General features: G+C 63.2%; 17 protein-coding genes and 2 pseudogenes. 11 read left to right on the forward strand and 8 right to left on the reverse strand.

Going from position 1 to position 15,140, the window contains the following annotated elements; all coding sequences use genetic code 11:
- Window positions 1-38: 38 nt before the first annotated feature.
- Window positions 39-569: a M15 family metallopeptidase gene (locus AS181_RS19910; protein WP_058253266.1), complete on the forward strand. Its 531-nt coding sequence runs from the start codon at window positions 39-41 to the stop codon at window positions 567-569.
- Between the two features lie 211 nt (window positions 570-780).
- Entirely contained in the window at window positions 781-1,050 is a 270-nt protein-coding gene (locus AS181_RS19915) for a hypothetical protein (RefSeq protein ID WP_058253267.1), read from the forward strand.
- A 91-nt stretch (window positions 1,051-1,141) separates the two neighbouring features.
- Here the strand turns inward: AS181_RS19915 and AS181_RS19920 are convergent, their stop codons facing one another.
- The 3 genes from AS181_RS19920 to AS181_RS19930 form a co-directional block, all read right to left on the reverse strand.
- Window positions 1,142-1,291: a hypothetical protein gene (locus tag AS181_RS19920; RefSeq protein WP_175404362.1), complete on the reverse strand. Its 150-nt coding sequence runs from the start codon at window positions 1,289-1,291 to the stop codon at window positions 1,142-1,144.
- A gap of 240 nt (window positions 1,292-1,531) precedes the next feature.
- Window positions 1,532-4,891 (reverse strand): type ISP restriction/modification enzyme, encoded by a 3,360-nt coding sequence (locus tag AS181_RS19925; protein ID WP_175404363.1) that lies wholly within the window; start codon window positions 4,889-4,891, stop codon window positions 1,532-1,534.
- Between the two features lie 119 nt (window positions 4,892-5,010).
- Window positions 5,011-5,649 carry an Abi family protein gene (locus AS181_RS19930; RefSeq protein ID WP_166501780.1) on the reverse strand — a complete coding sequence of 213 codons (639 nt, stop codon included), beginning with the start codon at window positions 5,647-5,649 and terminating at the stop codon, window positions 5,011-5,013.
- A gap of 221 nt (window positions 5,650-5,870) precedes the next feature.
- Between AS181_RS19930 and AS181_RS19935 the strand changes: the two genes are divergently transcribed.
- The 4 genes from AS181_RS19935 (at window position 5,871) to AS181_RS19950 (ending at window position 8,337) form a co-directional block, all read left to right on the forward strand.
- The gene (locus AS181_RS19935) at window positions 5,871-6,371 is read left to right on the forward strand and encodes a hypothetical protein (RefSeq protein ID WP_058253271.1); all 501 of its coding nucleotides are present in this window, start codon (window positions 5,871-5,873) and stop codon (window positions 6,369-6,371) included.
- A gap of 79 nt (window positions 6,372-6,450) precedes the next feature.
- Window positions 6,451-6,948 carry a DUF4365 domain-containing protein gene (locus AS181_RS19940; RefSeq protein ID WP_058253272.1) on the forward strand — a complete coding sequence of 166 codons (498 nt, stop codon included), beginning with the start codon at window positions 6,451-6,453 and terminating at the stop codon, window positions 6,946-6,948.
- On the forward strand, window positions 6,945-8,075 hold the full coding sequence (locus tag AS181_RS19945; protein ID WP_139114239.1) for a hypothetical protein: 1,131 nt from the start codon (window positions 6,945-6,947) through the stop codon (window positions 8,073-8,075). Before AS181_RS19940 ends, AS181_RS19945 begins: the two co-directional genes overlap by 4 nt.
- Window positions 8,056-8,337 (forward strand): SDR family oxidoreductase, encoded by a 282-nt coding sequence (locus AS181_RS19950; protein ID WP_058253274.1) that lies wholly within the window; start codon window positions 8,056-8,058, stop codon window positions 8,335-8,337. The genes AS181_RS19945 and AS181_RS19950 overlap by 20 nt, the downstream gene beginning before the upstream one ends.
- Before the next feature lie 368 nt (window positions 8,338-8,705).
- On the opposite strand, the gene AS181_RS19955 is transcribed toward AS181_RS19950, so the two are convergent.
- From AS181_RS19955 to AS181_RS25210, 5 genes and pseudogenes are all read right to left on the reverse strand, one after another.
- Complete coding sequence (locus tag AS181_RS19955; protein WP_058253275.1) at window positions 8,706-9,950, reverse strand: hypothetical protein; 1,245 nt, start codon at window positions 9,948-9,950, stop codon at window positions 8,706-8,708.
- A gap of 42 nt (window positions 9,951-9,992) precedes the next feature.
- A complete protein-coding gene (locus tag AS181_RS19960) occupies window positions 9,993-10,226 on the reverse strand; it encodes a DUF2188 domain-containing protein (RefSeq protein WP_231742581.1) in 234 nt (77 codons plus the stop codon).
- Between the two features lie 152 nt (window positions 10,227-10,378).
- Window positions 10,379-10,747, reverse strand: a pseudogene (locus AS181_RS19965) (arabinosyltransferase C-terminal domain-containing protein); the annotation flags it as partial.
- A gap of 176 nt (window positions 10,748-10,923) precedes the next feature.
- Window positions 10,924-11,424 carry a hypothetical protein gene (locus AS181_RS19970; RefSeq protein WP_231742582.1) on the reverse strand — a complete coding sequence of 167 codons (501 nt, stop codon included), beginning with the start codon at window positions 11,422-11,424 and terminating at the stop codon, window positions 10,924-10,926.
- 272 nt (window positions 11,425-11,696) lie between these two features.
- The gene (locus AS181_RS25210; RefSeq protein WP_175404364.1) at window positions 11,697-12,257 is read right to left on the reverse strand and encodes a hypothetical protein; all 561 of its coding nucleotides are present in this window, start codon (window positions 12,255-12,257) and stop codon (window positions 11,697-11,699) included.
- Window positions 12,258-12,392: 135 nt separating this feature from the next.
- Between AS181_RS25210 and AS181_RS19980 the strand changes: the two genes are divergently transcribed.
- From AS181_RS19980 to AS181_RS25780, 5 genes and pseudogenes are all read left to right on the forward strand, one after another.
- Entirely contained in the window at window positions 12,393-12,668 is a 276-nt protein-coding gene (locus tag AS181_RS19980) for a type II toxin-antitoxin system Phd/YefM family antitoxin (protein WP_005203787.1), read from the forward strand.
- On the forward strand, window positions 12,665-12,955 hold the full coding sequence (locus AS181_RS19985) for a type II toxin-antitoxin system RelE family toxin (protein WP_005203789.1): 291 nt from the start codon (window positions 12,665-12,667) through the stop codon (window positions 12,953-12,955). The genes AS181_RS19980 and AS181_RS19985 overlap by 4 nt, the downstream gene beginning before the upstream one ends.
- A gap of 42 nt (window positions 12,956-12,997) precedes the next feature.
- Complete coding sequence (locus tag AS181_RS19990) at window positions 12,998-13,276, forward strand: hypothetical protein (protein ID WP_026920106.1); 279 nt, start codon at window positions 12,998-13,000, stop codon at window positions 13,274-13,276.
- 169 nt (window positions 13,277-13,445) lie between these two features.
- A protein-coding gene (locus AS181_RS20000) for an IS3 family transposase (protein ID WP_091344449.1) occupies window positions 13,446-14,698 on the forward strand; the annotation gives its coding sequence in 2 pieces (ribosomal slippage) (window positions 13,446-13,785 and window positions 13,785-14,698; 1,254 coding nt in all).
- A gap of 43 nt (window positions 14,699-14,741) precedes the next feature.
- Window positions 14,742-15,059, forward strand: a pseudogene (locus AS181_RS25780) (transposase); the annotation flags it as partial.
- Window positions 15,060-15,140 lie beyond the last annotated feature (81 nt).

Consider the following 15,140-nt stretch of genomic DNA (forward strand, 5'->3'; position numbering starts at 1 on the left):
AGAATCGCACGTTCACAATCGAATCGAAAGGTTGACTGATGCCGTCCAGTCACTCTCGCTCCACGCTGCCCATTCGCAGCCTCCGCACCCATCTCCTGGTCGCCGGTTCGGCGCTTGTCGTTGGGTGCGGATCCATTCTCGGCGCCGGCGATGCCGCTGCCGGGACCTCCCAAAATGGGTACCCGCTCATCACTCAGGCCCAAACCACCCAATGGGCCGTTAACGGGGTCAATTTCTGGACCGCCCCCGGTAAGCCCACCGAACTGCTCCGCGAGTTCGTCACCTGGTTCGACGCCAACGTCGAGCCGATCACTCTCGGCAACGGTGACGACTGGTCATGGGCCGAACCGACACTCGTCCCGCCGACCAATACGGCCTACTCCAACCACGGCAGCGGCACCGCCGTGGACCTCAACCTCGAAATCCACGGCGGTCAGGGCTTCTCGGGCACCTTCACCCCCGAGCAAACCGGAAAGATCCGCGCCAAGCTAGCCAGCATGGGCGGCCAAATCGTCTGGGGCGGAGAATGGTCCAGCCTCCCTGACGATCCGCACTTCGAGGTCAGTTAGCTACTCCAACCCGGACTCTGCTGTGCGGGCGTCGACTCTCGCGTCAGACAGGGGCTCGGCGCCCGCACGAACGTTGCGGTTTCCGGTGACAGGCAACGGCGGTGCTTCGTCCTCGACCAGCCTGCGTCCTGTTCCAAAGGCTGGCTCACTGAGCCCTGCAATCAGTCAATCACGTTGTGTAGCAATCAAAGATCGTCAGAAGGAGATCAGTATGACCATCACCAACAAGGTGCGCGCCGTCGTTCTTGCCGGGGTCGTCACCGCCGGAATCAGCGCATCCGCACTCGTCGGCGGTCTCACCGCGGCACCCGCGCAGGCGACCACCCACACCTACAGCGGTGTCGTGGAATGCACCGCGTGGCGCAACACAATCCTCACGCAGAACCCCAACCTGGGCGCAACAGCCTGCGCCCAGGGCTTCAAAGGCTGGCAGTTCGACACTTACCAGGCTCCGGCGAAACAGCCGCAGCTCACCTGGTGATCCACACCCGAACGTGTACTGCCCCCCGCGAACTGCATCGGTTGGCGGGGCGCAGTCGTACGGCGTTGCAGTTCCAACCAGTGCTTGAGCCCTACTGAGATGCGTTGAAGTCAATGCGTCGGCCGACGCAATGTTCATAGTCGGCCATCGCCGCTTTCAGCTCGTGAAACAGGGGATACAACCGCTCGAACTCGTCTTCATCGTTCAGGGCTTCGCGCACCTGCCGGTCCAGCTCTTTCACCCGGAGGTACGCCTGATCTCGGCGGGTCCGCGTGAAGTGGTCCATGTACTGGCGCTCAACCGCCTCACAGAGGGAAGTCTGGCCACTCTGCTGAACTGCCGGTTTTCAGATTCAAGCTTCTCGGCGTGCTCTAGAGCGCCTAGAGGAGGGGCATCTCACCCCGCGCGATCTAGCGGCCCTCGGTTTGAGGACGCGCCGTCTCAATAGGCTGGGCCTCACCACCGGCGCGGTCGCTTTCTATCAGGAGAACGCGAATCCTAACTGCCCCTCGTCCCCTTCGTCGACGCCTGGGCGTGCTCTTGAGTAGTCCGGCTTGCGTTGGGGGTCCTTGTCTCCGACGGGCCATGCCGCTCCAGCCGACGCGAGCATGTCGCGAGACACCAACGGGGCGGCCATGATCTCGTCCAGCAACTCCAACTGCGCTTCCTCTAGATCAACCAGGCGGGTGAGAACCGACAGTAGGTCGAGAAGCTCGCTGGTCCACTCTGGTGGCCATGACGACACGTGCAGATCGTCCAGCGGGCTCGTCTTTTTCCCGCCCGGCTCGGCCTTGCGGTAGCCGAACCACGACCGGAGGACGTTCTTTCCGCCTACGGTGTACTCCCACACTTCGGGAACGACCGGTCCGAAGGCGCCGCCTCCGAGCCGCACCTCGCCCGTCATCTCGTCGAACGTCATCTCAGTCGGCATCTCGGCGACAGCGACCAGGTTTGTCACTCGACGAGCATCCTCGATCGAAAGGCGCACGTCGTTGGCCGGCCGCCCGAAAGACGGCTCTGCGAACACTGCGCCATAGGTGTGCAACCACACCACCGTCATTCCGAGCGTGACAGCCCGCTCGAACAGATCCGGCCTGCTTGTCACAGGGACACGGATGCCGGGCGTGGTCAGCTCGTCTTCGAACCGCTCGGTGAACCCAGAATGGGAGACTGTGGCCGCAACATAGGCGACCATGTCTTCGGACGTGACTGGCCGCCCGACCAGAGTGGACATTGCGCCTAAAAGCCCGACGGCGACGTTCGGCCGCCCGCCAGGATGAAGTAACGGCAGTGCTCGGCCACCTCGATTGTTGAAGTGGTGCTTATCCGGGATCAGGCTGGTGAAAACTACCCCTGGACCGTCACTAATTCCTTCCGCATGCTGCTCCACCGTAAATACCTGGCCGGGGATTCTGGCACTCCATAACGGTGTCCGCGCGCGATCAATTAAGCGAGCATCCGCAAGAATCTCCTGGCGATCGAACGAGCGGAAACCGACTTTTACCAGCTTGGCGACCCGTGAATGGGTGGGCTTCTCGTTTGAGATCGCGTGCTCAGTGCGTTTTTCGGTGTCTAATCCGGGCAGTGGCGATCGCCCGGTATCAACGTGGGACGTCGATGTCGTCTTAAACAGCGACTCTTGAGCAACCGCATCAGCGGATAGGAGCACAGAGAGTCGCTCGCGGAGGAGGGCGGAGGAGGGTCCATAGATCCAACTTCGGCCAGGGGTTACTCCGGGTGATGACCAAGGGAACAGATCGTTGAGCGCAGGAAACTCGTCCCAGTCGGTATCCGCAGCAGGTGTAAATGGGGCTTGCCAAGTTGTGCGTGTCTGACGCCAAGCATCTCCTTCCAGGCCTAGTGCCGAAAGGCTGAGGTACTTTTCCTTTTTGCGGCCGTGTAGTGCGGTGTAGTGGACCGTGGCGGGAACGCCGAAGTCGCAGTCTGCACGACGGGTGAAGATCGCGATCGCGAGTGGTTGCTGCACGCCAGGAAAGACGCGTGTCGGAACCTCTGGCTGCATGCCCTCGGGGGATACGTCAATGATCCAGCCCTCGCTGGTGGTGCGGCGCAGATACTCGCGCATGCCTCTAAAGCCCGGTCCGCGGAGATAGGCAGAAGTGGTGATGTAGCAGACCACCCCGACATCGCCGTTAGGCTGATCAGCGTTTGCGTCAAAGACCTTCCAGGTCGCCCATCGCCAAAAGTAGATGGCGAGGTTCTTTAGTACGTACTCGGTCCGCCCATTGCCCTCGGCCCGGAAGTCGTCCAAGGGGCGATAAGTTCCGCCCTTTTTAGACTTCTCACTCTCGCTGCCATTCTCAATCCAGCCGCCGCGTCCCTGCGCCCGATCGTCGTACGGCGGGTTGCCGATTATGACGGTGACCTTGGACTTGGCCTTGATCTTCGCTGCTCGAGACCGGGAGCGGCTGATCAGCTCAAGCCCGGAACCGAGCTGGGTCTGCTCGGCGTTGGGATCATCGAGAGTGTCGGTGACGTACAGCCCCAACCCGGAGGGAGGAAGGCTGGCTCCGAGGTCTGTCAATAGGTCGGTGGCTCGAAGTTCGGCAACGGCAAACGGTCCGGTCTGGAGTTCAAAACCCACTAGTCGCTCGGCGAGTTGACTCACAGCCCCTGCCACCGCCCCGCTCCCGTCTCGGGCGGTGACTCGTTCTGCCACGTGCTCGATAATTGTGTGCAGGAACGTGCCCGTACCCATCGCAGGGTCAGCTATGACCACGTCAGGATCGGCGAAACCCGCAGACCTGCCGAGGCGCGTCTCCAAGACTTCTTCAGTGAGGCGGACCATTTGCTCGACCACCTCCCGGGGGGTGTAGTACGAACCGGATTTCTGCCGAAGTTGCGGGTCGTAGACGTCGAGGAAAGTTTCGTATAGGTGGAGGTAGGTGTCGCGGCGGCCGGCGCGGACCTTCGGCCATTGCACAGCGTCGATCACCCTCACCAGCAGGTCGATGGTGACCTTGAAGTCCTCTGCGACGTAGTCGGTCAATAACTGAAGCGCACGGGCCATGAGGGAGTGCTGCCCGGAGAGCTTCGTGCCCACTGCGTGCAAGCCGCCGGCATCGGCGAGCGTGATGCCTTCGGTACGGGCGAGGAGAAGGGCGAACGTGACGGTTTGTGCGTAACCGTCGGCAAACGTTTCATCGCTCGCCGTGGGAAACAGTAAGTGGCGCCAGTCTCGGGCGAGTCCGTGAAAGGGCTGGTCCTCGCGTCTAGCTCCAGCTTTAATTTTGCGATTCTCGGCTTCGAGCTGATCCAGTACCTCACCGCGCAGTAGTCGGGTCAGTGGCGCGATCGCTCGAACGAGCGCAATGACACTAGTAATGGGCGCCGGCTTCCACCGCAAGAAGTTGGTCAGGACATGCTCGAATTCGGCCGGCGCGGTGAGTTTGCCCCCGGCTGATCGAAGTGGGCCGCCGGAGAGGTGGACTGGATTCCCGACAGGTTCGCTGTCGCGGTACAACCGCCACTCTGTGCCGTTCGTGTAGATCAGATTTGGCAGATCCTTCTGCCGAGTCCACTGCCGGAGGTTGTGTCCTCGCATGGACTCCGGGTCCAGGTTGGCGCCCGGTTTCTTGACTTCGACGTATCCGGTAATCGCACCCCCAACACTGATGGCGTAGTCGGGACGCACTCCACGGTCGTCGTCGCGGACCTCGTCATGGGGGACGACGTCTAGCTTCAGTTGAGTGCCTGCTGCGGCCAGGAGCTGCTCAATCGGTGCTCGAATGGCAGCTTCCGCCTCACCAGGGCCTGCGAGCTTCGCCTTGCAACGATCGCCAAACGTCGCCACGGCGTCGGCGAGCCATGAAGCTGGCACTGTTTTCTCTTTCGTAGGCGTTGAGGGCACTGCTGATTGTCCGTCACTTCTCGGGAGCCATCTCCTGGACGCACCGATCAGTTGCTTTTCAAGTGGCGAGTTGATGTGAAGACGGACTGCTACGGGCGGGCGCTGCGCACGCTGGCAACTCGAGATACGGAACTGATCCAATCGGCGGCGTCTGGGTCGATCCACCGAGCGAGAATGTCTAGGTCAGAGTCGTAGCGGTCGAGTCGCTGGGCCTCGATTGCGGCGCTGGTGTCGACAAGAGGTTCCAGGTGGGCAATGCGATTACGGAGCTTGTGGATTCGCTCGACGGGCTTCGCGAAAGCTGCTCGATTGGTGCCATGCGGAAAGTGAGGCAGCCCGGCCGCGCACAGGTCGACCCACACGTTGGGCGCATGCCGACGAGAGAGAAGAAAGCGCCAGAAGCCGAAGCTCAGCTCGGCTACGACACCGCCAGCCGTCTCTGGGCGTCGCTTGCTTGCCAGGAGGTCTCGCGCATCCATTATCTGCTTGGTGGTCTTCGCGCTGAAGTTGTACCTGGGGTTGAGGTACCAGGGCTGGCCGCTGGATGAAGATCGGAGCGAGGCCGCGATACGGTTCCGCAGCAAGACCTCGGTGTGGCCGATGACCTCGAAGTATGCTGCGGACAGCCGAGAGTTCCAGGAGTAGAACGCCACAGGGTCAGGGTGGCCTGAATAGGTGGTCAGGCGGGCAGCCGAGAACCACCCTTCCAGGTGCTGAGGAGTGGTCACCACGCGATGACTCCCATTCTGTAAGTGGGTTTGCTAGCATCTAGACCGAAGACCCCGGATCGGTCCCTGCCACGGCACACCACCGGGGTTACTGCATTTTCGGAACCTTACTGGTGTGGGTGGGGGGGCGAGATTTTAGCCGTACTTCGTTCGGTACTCGCTGTCTTCCAGAAGCAACTGTCCGAGCTGAACGGCCTGTGGCCTAGTGCGAGACTGACTTCATGACCGATGACTCTTCGAAGAGCGTATTTTCGCGCGAGCTAGCAGAAGCTGTCGGATACGTCGTCTTGGAGGCCGCTGACGCCGAGGACTCGATCGCCGAGCTGGTGGTTCTACGTACCGGAATAGAAGCTTCCGACAAACGCTGGTGGCGCAGTGGCACCTCATTGGCAGAGGCGCTAGAGGCGATCGGCGACGACGAGTTGTGTCCAATCTCCGACGGACTGCGCGAACTGCTCCCTCATCGCAACCGTGTGGTGCACGGACTGTTCCTCGAAGGAAACGGGATGCGGCTGGCGATGCTTCGCAGCAAAGTTACGGAGCCCTCGTTCGAGGTGACCGCCAGTTGGTCTGACGATGCTCTAGCCGACCTTGCACATCGATTCCGGGTCCTTGACCGCATGGCGGACGACGCAATTAGCGACGCGATGGGATTGGAACGCAGCCCCGGTTCACCGTTGCCACCCCGAAAGGCCCCAGTCGTCTTGCCTGACCGTGTGTAGCGGATGCACGACACGACTCGGAGTACTCGTCTCACGGCGAATGCGCGCTATCGGCGCTTTCGCCCCTTAATCTCTTAGGATGGCTGAAGCCGCCTCCCTCCCGCTCACAGATCAGATCGGTCGGTTCGGCGTCTTCTACGTTCGCTCGCTCCTAGCTCAGGCCGGCGTAGCTCACAGCGAGACCTCCGGAGGCGAGGATCACCTCGCTGTGGACGTCTTCGTAAACTTTCCGTCCGGCGCCTGCGTCGTTCAGGTCAAGGCCGGCACTAAGGCCCGCAACAAAGATGGGAGCATCACCGTTCCGGTCAACGAGGACTGGAAGACGAAGTGGGCCGCCAATGCGCTTCCCGTATATCTGGTGTACGTCCACCTGGAGAAAGCGCCGCCGCCCGACTGGATCGGCCACGAAAACCTCCAGACAGTGGTTCACGCCAAGGCGTTGTGGGCGCAGGTCAACCATGTGAGTGGGAAGAGTGTCGGACTCCCACGGCACAATCAGCTCACCGCGGACACGTTTGCCCTGTGGGCTGAGGCGTTCGATGACCCGGTGGCATGGGGAAGGGCGGCGATCGCATGACTACGACGCTCCACGATCTCACCGCCTCCTACCTGTCCTCGACGGGGTGGCTGCCCCCTGAACAGGTCGGCGACAGAGGCGGACTGTGGCTCGACCCTTCCTCGCAGTTCCTGCTGCCCGTCCCTAATGACCTGTCCCGAGAAAGCGTCGACTGGAACATGGTCGTCGAACGCATTGCCCAGGTCCGAGTCGTCCCCGTTGAGGAGGTTGTCCGCGAGATCGAGCGCCAGTCGACCGACGTGGTCGAGCTGAGAGCGGCCAACGACATCGCCATTCGCGGGAGCATCTCGTACCTGGCCGGATCTGTACTTGTGCAGTCGGGCTGGACGATGCTGCGCTCGACCGCAACTACCTCACTTGGGCAGCGTGCACGGATCCGCAACTACAGCAAGGTCGGCGACGAGCTCGTCGCGTCGGCGCGGATGGGACATACCCGTGAGGGCTCGTACATCATCCCCATACTCCTGCCGATTGCCGCGCCGGTCACTGAGCAGACCGCTGAAGAAGCGTTCCAAGGAATGGAGATCAGCGAACCGCCGGAACCGGCCCAGCGCCGCGTGATGCGCACGTTTGCAGAGGCCTTAGTCACCATTGATGCAGTCGTGATCCAGCCGGAACGGGAGCCGCGCGGGAGCATCGACGCCGAGCTAGTTCGCTCTGGGGTGAGCAGTCAGTTCGCCAGCGCGCTGCACCGAATCCTGGTTCAGGAATCTGTCGCAGAGTTCAGCGCCGAGTTCGATTGGGCGCCGGGCGGTGGGCCTGCGCCCAAGGTGGCCAACAGCATCAGCATCCCGGCCGCGGCCAGCGAGCGGGTTGGCAAAGTCGCCCAGCGGCTCAAGGCGCACGCCGTCCCGCGAGTAGAGCAGCAGTTCGTCGGACCGATTCTCGGCGTGCAGCGCGACCACGATGCCGACACCGGATCGGTGACTGTCGAAGTTATCCGCAACCACAAGCCCGCAACCGTCACTGTCAACGTATCCGCAGGCACCCTCGACGATGCCTGGGGGTGGGCTCGCGACCGCAGAACCGTCGTGGTCAACAGTAAGGTCCGCCTCACCCACAGCGGGCTGCAAGCCGTAACCAATGACGCCGTCACCCCGCTGATGGTTGACGTCGATCGCTCGTAGGATCAATACCGTCTCCCCCGGAGCGGTCCGCACCTTCGTCTATCAGGACCCCAACGGACCCGTCGCTCAACGTGCCGCCGCCACAAAGACGGGTCTCTCCGATATCGCCGCAGAGGTAGCCGCGCAGCAGAACATCGCGACCGGCCGAATGGCTGAGCCGCGCGAGATAGCCGCCGTGATCGTATTCCTCCTATCGGAAGTGGCCGGCAACATCACCGGCTCCGACTACGTCATCGACGGCGGCACAATCAAGACCACCTGAGCCGAACCGAACGCGAGCCTGCTTGCTGGCCAGCACGAGACCACCTCGAACATGCTCGGCCTGGGAACGTCGGCCCGCTCCGCCGCCCCAACCAGCTCCCGCTGATCCGCCGACTCAGTCCGCCTGAATGACAGTCGATGGTGGGAGTCACGACGCCGTTCTAAGGGCAGCCGGGTTGCTGCGCGTGAGTGTGAGCGCGCCCGACCATTCGACAAGGGCGGACCAGACCAGACGCCGAAATCACCGCCAGGAGAGCCATTTTCGTCGGTAACCTGACATAATATCTGTTACCGGCGCTCGAAACCGATTGCGGTAGAGTGCAAGTCGTCCTTTGGATGACATAACTGCGTCGAAGGCCCGAGTTCAGATTAGGCGGCAAGACGTGTCCGCAGGCGATCGATGTCCTCCTGCGGTAAAGCTGCCCAGGTGAGTCGTATCGCGACCGTCAGAAACCCCTCGACTGCATGGTGGTACTGCGCAACGAGGACCTTCTCGGTGTCGTCGCCAGTGTCGGCGTGCTTGAGCTTCTGAAGTCCGCGGCGGGCTGTGACGATAGCGATAGCGACGGCCTCATGAAGTGCGGTGTGGCCGTCAGGCTTGAGGTCGGCCCCGCCGTGAACGAAACACAGAGCCTGCCCCTTCTTGGTGGGTCTTTGCTTCCCCGACTGAGGATCGGTGTACCACTCGTTCTCGAGGCCGGTCTGATCGAGCCACCGCAGCACCTCGTCGTCCTCGAACGCCGATCGCAGCAGCCAGTCAATCAGCTCGACCAGGGAATTGGCGGCCTGCGACACGCCATCGTCGGACACTTCCAAAGCAGTTCGGGCTCCGCGAAGCTTGCGTACGAGCCGTGTGTTGAGTTCGGCCAGCTGGGCCTGCAAGGTCCCTGATATCAGAGGGCGAACCTGCTCGAGGATCTCGTCGAGATCGGCCGGTTCGTCACCGCCGGCTGATCCGAACGCGCTAAGGAGTGACCAGTCGAAGTCGGATGCAACAAGATCCTCCAAGAAACTGTCCAGTTGCACCACGAAGCGAAGTGCCGAGGCGACTAGGCCGCCGGGAAGATCCCGAAGCGCAGCCATCTGGTCAGGACCGAGAACCTGGACGAGGTCGTCAAAAGCCGCCGCGTACGGGCGGATCATCCTGACGAGGCCGCGTAAACCGTGGGCGACGACAGTGCTGTCCTCCCGGAGCGCCACACCGAGCCGGGCATAGCTCTTCGGTCCAACTAGCCGTTCGGCGAACCGTTTCCAGTGGCCGTCTCGAGTGAGTCTTTTTGCCCAGCGCGGTAGACCTTCCGCGGAGAGCTGTTCCAGCTTCGCAGGCATGTCATCAATCTGGTCCGCGAGGACTGACGGCATAGCCCCATCAAGAGGGGCAAAGAACGCGCGCACAGTATCGAGACGTTCGTCCAGAGGCCGCGAGTCCTCGGCAGTAAGTACGAAGGTTGTGCGTACTACTGCATCAACGAGATCAAGCACCCAATTGTCAATGCCAAGCAGGGCGCGTTTGCGCGGCGGAAGTTCCCTTAGCTCCGAGGCGATCCGGGATTGGGGCACGAACTGCGAGGTCTGTTCGCCGACGCCTGCGTCTCCACTCGTCATGCTCACCATGCCTCGTCCTGTTGCCGCCGTGCCTGTGCGTGCGAGCGCTGACTAGCCGCGCGACGACCGAGGATCGTTACCGGGCGCTACGGTGTCCTGCGCCCGGATCTGACCGTTGACGCCTCGCACTTGTAGCTCACCTCCACCGTCGTTCTTCAGGATCTGTCGAGCCCTATCGATGCCAGCATCCTGCGTCGGTGTCACCGCACTGGCGCGGTCAGAACCCGGTCGTTTGACTTCCCAGTTGCCGTCATCACGCTGCTGAACGATCCGCTTGTTGGTCATGGCCATTCCTTCCTGTAAGTACTGCCAGTATCTCGAATCTGCTGTTCATTTCCTTCAAGACACGCTGATCTTGGGGTCACAATCGGTGTCAGCTACTACATGTGGGGCCTGACCTCAGGGATGGTGGATCGAAGGGCCGTGACGAAGCTGAGCTACGACGAGGCGCGAGGTGGCCGGTCTGTGATGTGTGGGCTAAGAAGCAGACGTCCGTTCGTGGCAGCGCGCATGGGTCCCGGTGTCCAGTTCCCGTTCTGGGTGTCGGTGGTGATGGTCAGTTCGGCGTCGGTCTTCGGGAGTATCGGGGTCAGGCTCTGGAGCATGCCCCAGTCCTTGGCCCAGTCGTTGCGCAGGTACGACGGGTAGACGCGGGGGCGGAGTTCGTTCTCGATGATGCCGAGCGGGCCACCGAAGTCGCCGTCCATCCAGCGTTGGGAGTTGACCCGTTCGCCTTCGTGGTTCGGCGTGATCCGCCACTCGGGCGTCTCGAGCACTCCGCATTTCACCTGGGCGGGACGCTGACATAAGGTCTGGCCGACCACCGGGAAGCGGCGGGTACACACCTCGCGGATATGGCGCAGGCACCCCGTCGATCGTAGGCACTGCCACGGGCGGTGGAATAGCCAAGTGCTCGCGTAACGGTGCGTCATGGCCTGTTTCGGGGCGGTTTAGGCGGGACGACTCGACATGTTCAGCCGTTTCAGCGTGGTCGCGGTGTGGAGGGGGGCGGCGGGTTCTGGTCGCCTGGTTGTGGGATGGGGAACGTCAGCGACGGACTGGGCGGGTCGGGCGGGGCGAGCGTGTTCTGCGGATTGGCGCGCAGGGCGGAATCCGCGGCCGCTAATGGCGCGGATGTCCTATCGCGTGCCTGCTGCTCGGTGATGGGCTTGTGGCCATATACGGGCACGACGGTGTACCACTGTTCGGACTTGAGGAAGCGGGTCGCGAACAAGTACCACTGCCCGACCTTGAGTGGACTGTCTCCGTCGACGGAAATGTAGACGCCGTCTTTGGTGCCGCCCTGCTGGTTGACGGTCACGCTCTGGGGGACCTCACCTTTGAGCGAGGTGGCGGTGAGCACGCTGTACTGGGTCTCGGGAATCGGGCTCAGAGCTTTGGTGCCGGCGCCAGACTCCACACGCCCGGTGAAGACGTGGGTGGAGTTTGCCATGAGATTGCGCAGGTCGGTGGTGTCGGTCACTGAGTCAGCCTCAACGGTGGAAGTTGCGGTCGCGGGCTCGGTGGGCGGGATGCCTTGGTTGACCTCCGTCTGGCCGCACCCGGCGAGGCCGAGGACGGCCACCGCGGCAGCGAAAGAGATGGCTGCTCGACATGAGTGGTTGGCTGACATCAGAAGCCCCATTTGTTGTGGTAAAGGTCGCGAGTGAGACCTGTGGGTGTGTAACTGGTGCCTCGATCAACATCGTTGCGGGCCACTTGTCAGTGAGTCTTCAACAATCTCGACCGAGACACTCACGTGCGGTCTTTCCAGCGCCCGTTGGCTGATTGTCGGGTCATGCCGGTGGCCGCGCCGATGTCGGCCCACGAGCGACCCAGCCGGCGGGCCTTGGCCACCGCGGCGTCGAGTTGCGCGTCGGCGTCCCTGCGGGCATCCACGGCCGCCCGGATCTCGTCGTCGATGTCGATCGGTTCGAGATGCTCACGCCGCCACACTGCTTGGGCGGCCGCCGCGACCTCGGGCCGCACGTTGACGTCGAGGTCGGTGTCTGGGGCGAACACGTGGTGGCGGGCAAGGTCCTCGAGGGACGCTGAGGGCACCCGTGTCCACTGGACCGGATCGGTCCAGGTCGACACCTCGGAACTGGATCGGCTGGCGCAATCGCAGCTCAACACCCAGCCGACGATCTCGGCCGACGGCCTCCGGCGATCCTCGTCCGGGTGTCGGCCGGTCTCGACGATCTCGTAGTCCACGCCGTCAATCATGGTCGACCCGTGGCTCTCGGCCCCGTCCTCGAAGAACGCCACCAAACCCGCCTCGTGGAAGTGTGTGTCGCTCTCGTGCATCCAGCCCATGCAGATAGGGTAGACCCGTCATGTCAGGACAGCCAGACGCCTGAGTTACCCGACGTCAGGTTTACCTGACATAAGATAAATTATCGGCTAACAGTATGGCTAGTTTCTGGCCAGTTTATCGGCTAGGCTGGAGGCATGACGACGGTGCCTCTCGGCGAAGCCAAGGACAAGCTCTCCGCGCTCATCGACAGCGCCGAGAGCACGCACGACATCATCACGATCACCAAACACGGCAAACCCGCCGCGGTGCTCATGTCGGCTGACGACCTCGAATCGCTGCACGAAACGATCTACTGGCTCTCACGTGCCGGCATCCGCGAAGCTGTCGCGGCCGCCGACGTCGAGTACGCCGCCGGTCAAACCGTCTCCCTCGAGGACCTGCGCGCCGAACACGGCATGCCGCCCCAGTGAGCGACAACCCCACGGACTCGGCCGATGAGTACCGCGTCGAGGTCGCATCCCCCGCACGCCGCGATCTGCAACGCCTTCCATCCCGGATCGTCCACGCTGTCATCGAGTTCATCTCCGGGCCCCTCGCCGGCAACCCGCACCGCCTCAGCAAACCGCTACGCGACGACCTCGAAGGCCTTCACAGCGCACGCCGCGGCGACTACCGCATCCTGCTGCGCATCGACGATCCCAACCACACCATCGTCATCGTCAAGATCGACCACCGAGCCCACGCCTACCGCACCTAACCCACAGCGCCACAACACGTCCCTGACACCATGAGGAGCATCGTGAACGACTCCGGCCGGACACTCGACCACGCCATCGACGCGCTCTACGACCCCATCAACGCCCTGCAACGCCAGGTCCTCGACATCGAGCGCAGCTACCGCGACCTCGCCCAACGCGACGACCTCGCCACCGACACCCTTGGGGCTCCCACCACTCCCGCCGAAGCCATCGCCGGCATCACCGAAGCACTGGCATCTCTCCGCGATGCGCTCCGCGCCGCTGAAGGACGCCGCGACACTGCCAAGCAGCATGCAGCACGCCTCTACATCGACCACTGACACCTGTCAGAGGCCACCGGCACAATTAGTGCGAAGCCCTCCATCCGCAAGCCATCGACCGCGAGGTGTTGGGCATGCAGGTGGCCACCAGTGAGAGGGGCCTGACCCCGGTTCTTGGACACGCTGAATCCAGCACTTGGTGCTGGGGAAGCGAGATGATCGGAGAACCATGGCCAGGAAGAACTACTCCGAAGAGTTCCGTCGTCAGGCCGTCGACTTGTACGAGTCCACCCCGGGCGCGACGCTGAAGGGCATCGCCACCGATTTGGGGGTCGCGCGGGGCACCCTGAAGCACTGGGTGGGCCAGTACGGCACGGGCAAGAAGACCGCACCCGACGGCACCACGATCCCGCGTCTCGCGAGTCCGGGCGGGCCACCGCCGCCGGACGGACCGGAGACGCCCGAGCAGGAGCTGGCCCGGCTCCGGGCGCGGGTGCGTGAGCTCGAGGTCGAGACCACCAAGCTCTCCACCGAGCGCGAGATCCTCCAGCGGGCGGCCAAGTATTTCGCCGGGGAGACGAACTGGTGAGTCGCTTCCAGTTCGTTGCCGACAACTCCACCACCTTCGAGGTGAAGCGACTGTGTGAGCTCGTCGAGATCGAGCGCTCTTCCTACTACGCGTGGGTCAAGGCCGCTCCCGGGCGTGAGGCCAGGGCGGTCGCGGACGCGGCGCTGGCTGAACGGATCAGGTCCGCACACCAGCAGGACAAGACCTGCGGCGCGCCCCGGATCACTGCCGAGCTCAACGACGGCGCCCCTGCCGGCGAGCGCGTGAACCACAAGCGCGTCGCGCGGGTAATGCGGGCCGAGGGAATCCGTGGCTACGTGAAGAAGCGGAGGGTGCGGACCACGATCCCCGAGCCGTCGGGGCAGAAGGTCCCCGACCTGCTCAAGCGGGACTTCACCGCGAAGGCGGTCAACGAACGCTATGTCGGGGACATCACCTACCTGCCGATCGGGGACGGGACGAACCTGTATCTGGCCACCGTGATCGACTGCTACTCACGCCGGCTGGCCGGGTGGGCGGTCGCCGACCACATGCGTACCGAGCTCGTCGAGGACGCCCTCAAGGCAGCCGCCGCCACCCGGGGCAGCCTCAAGGGCGCGATCTTCCACTCCGACCACGGGTCGGTCTACACCAGCAAGGACTACGCCAAGCTCTGCAAGCAGCTCGGCGTGACCCAGTCCATGGGAGCCGTCGGCTCCTCGGCCGACAACGCTCTGGCCGAGTCGTTCAACGCCACCATCAAGCGCGAGGTCCTCCAAGACGCCGCCTGCCGGCCCGACGAGGCCACCTGCCGCCGCGAGGTCTTCCGCTGGCTCGTCCGCTACAACACCCGCCGCCGTCACTCCTGGTGCGGCTACCTGTCCCCGTCCACCTACGAGGCCCGCCGGGCCGCTACGCTGCCAACCGCTGCGTAATCACCCACCGTGTCCAAGATCCGGGGGTAGGGCCCAGACCAGGGCATCGTGGAACACCTTCTTCGCCGACCTGGTGGCCCGCGACCTGGGCGGGGTGCGCTTGGTGACCTCCGATGCTCATGCCGGGCTCATCGAGGCGATCGCAGCGAACCTGCCCGGCGCGGTATGGCAGCGCTGCCGCACCCACTACGCCGCCAACCTCATGGCAGTGTGCCCCAAGTCCATGTGGCCGGCGGTAAAAGCGATGCTGCACAGCGTGTATGACCAGCCCACCGCCACCGCGGTGCACGAGCAGTTCGACCGGCTCCTCGAATACACCGACAGCCGATTGCCCGAGGTCGCCGACCATGCCCCGGACAGCACAGTGCAAGAGTTTCCGACATCCCCAACCACATCTGATTTGACGAATCGACGATCCACCAGCTCGAATGCGAATCGCGCA

Source organism: Gordonia sp. SGD-V-85 (genome assembly GCF_001456905.1).
Taxonomy (GTDB): Bacteria; Actinomycetota; Actinomycetes; order Mycobacteriales; family Mycobacteriaceae; genus Gordonia; species Gordonia hongkongensis.